Consider the following 3,458-nt stretch of genomic DNA (forward strand, 5'->3'; position numbering starts at 1 on the left):
TGTTGGAGATTGATCGTTCCCACGCGGAGTGGAGCGTTGGAACGATCACGAGTGAAGGGGACAGACCTATTTACCCTGATCTACCAGCGCCCCAATGCTGACGACCACTCGTCGCTACTGTCAGATCTGACAGTAGCCGCCTTCTCCGTTCCGCTATCTGATAGCTCCAGTCCACTTCCATCGTGCCGGAGCCCAGCCATGACCACCCCCGAATCAATCGACGACGGCATCCTCGCGCTGTCCCCGCCTGACGTGCTGGGCGCTACCCCGTCGGTTGTAGGTGCACATCGCGGTGTTTCGCTGTTGATTTATGACTTGGTCATTGATGGAAAGGGCGCGACGGTAGAGGTAGATCCGCCGTTGTCGGGCACGGTCGATCCGGGTGACGTCATTTGGCTATGGCTGTTGGGCGAGACGGCGTTTCTGGACAGTAAAATCATTACCGATGTGAACGCCAAAACGATCCTGCGCATCCCCAAGGGCCGCCTGCATCCCGACCGGATCAACGAGCTGTTCTACACCATCACCCGCAACAGTTCGAACATCGGCAAATCCGAGCCCAATCTGACCCTGCTCTACAACAAGATCCGTCCCGGCCTGAAAGACCGGTTTCCGGAGATCGACGGCCATTCCGAGCTGGCATTGCTGTTGCCCGACGCGATCAAGCACGGCGTCGGCCCTGACTTTGTCAGCGCCCAGGTGTGCGTGTCCTACCCGTATTGCCGGGCCTACGACACGATCACCTTGAAGTGCAACGGCGAAATCATGACGTACAAAGTCGGCGCGAATGAAGCGCCTCAGCCGCCAAACCCCGGCTCGGCGGACCCGATCACCGTGTGCTTTACCGTGACTCGCGCCTACCTGGAGAGCGCGGTCAGACCGGATGGCAAGCTCGATTTTTCCTGCACCTGCACTGACCAGCTCGGCAATACCCCGGACACCGACGCGGTGTGGTCGGCGACGCAAAGGGTGGATGAAGACCTGGCGGGGACGCGCCTGCCGGCGCCGATCCTGCTCGAAAGAATGGGGGACTATCCGGGAGATGATCCCACCCGGATCGAGCGGGACAAGTTGGACGGTGGTCCGCTGTTCGTGATCGTCGCCACCACTGACAACCGTTTCCTGCCGGGGGACATCATTGAAGCGACCTACACCGCGAAAGTACCAGGGCAACCGGAGGACCTTGTGGTGCTGGTGAACGGCGTGGTCGAGACCGATCCATTCGGGCAGAAGAAGCCATGCATACTTCAGGTGCCCAACGACAAGGTGATCGCCGAGAGTGCGGTGACGGTGGTCTATACGCTGAAACGAGGCGGTACGGTGATCGCCAGTTCTGCGACCGCCAAGGCACAGGTGATTGCTGAAAGGACAATTACCCTGAATCCGCCAGTCCCTGCCGCCAATCCGGTCGATCCGCTCGCTCACTCACAAGGTGTGGAGGTTGAGGTTGCCTTTGCGGGATCGTTGCCGAAGGATCAGGCGCTACTGGTCGCGGTCAACGCTTTACCGGGTTCATTGCCGTTTTCGATGTTGCCGCTCGATCCGGACCATCGGGCTGTTTTTACCCTGGATGCCGCGTTTTTGGGGCTATGGCACGGCAAGCAACCGCAGTTGCGTTGGGACCTGATTCGAAACGGGGAGGTGATTGCGCAGTCGTCGGCGTTGGTGTTGACGGTGAACCGGATTGCGCATGAGGATCCGCGGCTGACGAGGCCGGTCATTGTCGGCCATCCAGAGCAAATTCTGGAAGTTGCCAAGTTGCTGGCGACCGACAAACTGAGCATTGCGCAGTGGTTGTTGCAGACGCAGTACATACCTGTCTGGTTGCGTTTTGACGGGATCCTGGCCAATGGACAGTCGGACTTCCGCATTATCTGGAGCGGGCAAATCCATCGGTTTGAACCGTCGGATCTGGTGATCTCGCTGACAGCGGCGCTGGTCAACTGGTTGAAGAGCCTCAAGGATGGCAGCGAAGTCACCATTACCTTTGCGGTGAATTTCGACAAGGTGGTCGACGAGGCGAAGGCGGTGAGGTTTCCAGTGCGTGCGTATACCGTAAAAGCGATTGCCCCGTTCTTCCTTGATACAACACCCATAAACCTCGATGGGCTCAATGTATCCATAGCGGGTACGGAGATCGATTGGGAGTTAACCGGTAAAGACCCTGTCGGCACCGCCGCAACCCGTGAGCCAACAGGCGGCTATCCTCCATACACCTATCGATCTTCTCATCCACAGTTCGTGTCCGTTGACAGTATGGGCAGCGCGCGAAGTGAAGGAAACGGCACTGCCACTATCTATGTTTCAGACGCCAAAGAAACCAAGTCATACAAAGTCACCGCGTCCAATGTCACGGGAATTCTATATAACCCCGACTTGCTGGATCTCAATCAGGCCAAACAGTGGGTTGACATGCACGGTTCACCAATAACACCGAGCGCTAATATCCCACCCCTTTCAATCATAGCGACGAAATACGTCATTCCCCTTCCTGCGAACAGCCGCCGCGTCTATTTTATCGGCGTGCGACCGGGCCATTCCTCTGGCGCGTATGCCGGATATTTCAATGATGTTCAACCAATAAGATGGGTAGCTGGGCACGACACCGTCGGCGGCCGCACCTACCCTGTGATTTGTCTGCCTCGGCTGTAATAGGAGGAAAAGGAGACGTATCTATTTTCCATCCGATCCTGATGGCGAAGTCCGCTTAAACAGCGATGTTTAATCGACATCTCCAGACACTCTCTCAGGCTACACATCCTTGCGCCGTTGCCTACGACTGCGCCAGAATCCGCCGGCTTGTGCGCCTTGGGCCTGGGTCTTATCGTTTCCCCGTCGCTGAATATCAGCGATCGGGTTTGGTAGCCCGGTTACCCGGCGCATAGCGCCACCGCTTGTAGGCCTTCAGGCCTCGGTTTTATGGTGGCCATGCGTAGGGCGCTCTCGAGCGCGCCGGGTTGCCAGGTAACCGGTCTACCAACCTTCGTATGGCCGCCACCCACTCGTTTGGTAGCGAAGGGTGATGGCTCCACTTTAAATATCTGGAGTTACATCTATGTTCAAACCAACGCCAAACCCACCCGATACGGACGACGTTTCCCCCTACGAATCCATCGATTCCAAAAAACTCAACGAAGCCGCCGAGCGAGCGCTCGACTTCCACTTCCCGTCGAATGCCGACATCAAAGCCACCCCGCGAACGCGCAGCACCCTGTTTTCCGTGGACCCTGACGCCACGACCGAAACCCTGGCGGTTTATCTGGTCGAGACACTGGCCTCGGTTGATGTGATGGTTCACCAGTTGGTGGATCATCTGGACGGTGAGTCGCGTTATGCGCTGTTGGGTATTTCCAATAGCATCATGGTGGCGGAGATCGCGGCGAATCGGGTGTTGGATAACGTCGGACTGCAGGGCTAAAGCAGATCTCGAAGAGAGCTCTTACCTGTGGCAAGGGGGC

At 57.4% G+C, this 3,458-nt stretch carries 2 protein-coding genes; both read left to right on the forward strand.

The features are described 5' to 3' along the window. The first annotated feature begins 198 nt into the window (after positions 1–198). Positions 199–2,652: a hypothetical protein gene (locus JUI81_RS31535; protein WP_204125683.1), complete on the forward strand. Its 2,454-nt coding sequence runs from the start codon at positions 199–201 to the stop codon at positions 2,650–2,652. A gap of 403 nt (positions 2,653–3,055) precedes the next feature. After that, positions 3,056–3,418 (forward strand): DUF6124 family protein, encoded by a 363-nt coding sequence (locus tag JUI81_RS31540; protein WP_204125684.1) that lies wholly within the window; start codon positions 3,056–3,058, stop codon positions 3,416–3,418. Positions 3,419–3,458 lie beyond the last annotated feature (40 nt).

This window comes from Pseudomonas sp. 008, assembly GCF_016861935.1.
Lineage (GTDB): Bacteria > Pseudomonadota > Gammaproteobacteria > Pseudomonadales > Pseudomonadaceae > Aquipseudomonas.

What these genes read in the sequence shown, in the direction of transcription:
- JUI81_RS31535 (WP_204125683.1), top strand. Translation starts at nt 199, where the DNA reads ATGACCACCCCCGAATCAATCGACGACGGCATCCTCGCGCTGTCCCCG.
- JUI81_RS31540 (WP_204125684.1), top strand. Translation starts at nt 3,056, where the DNA reads ATGTTCAAACCAACGCCAAACCCACCCGATACGGACGACGTTTCCCCC.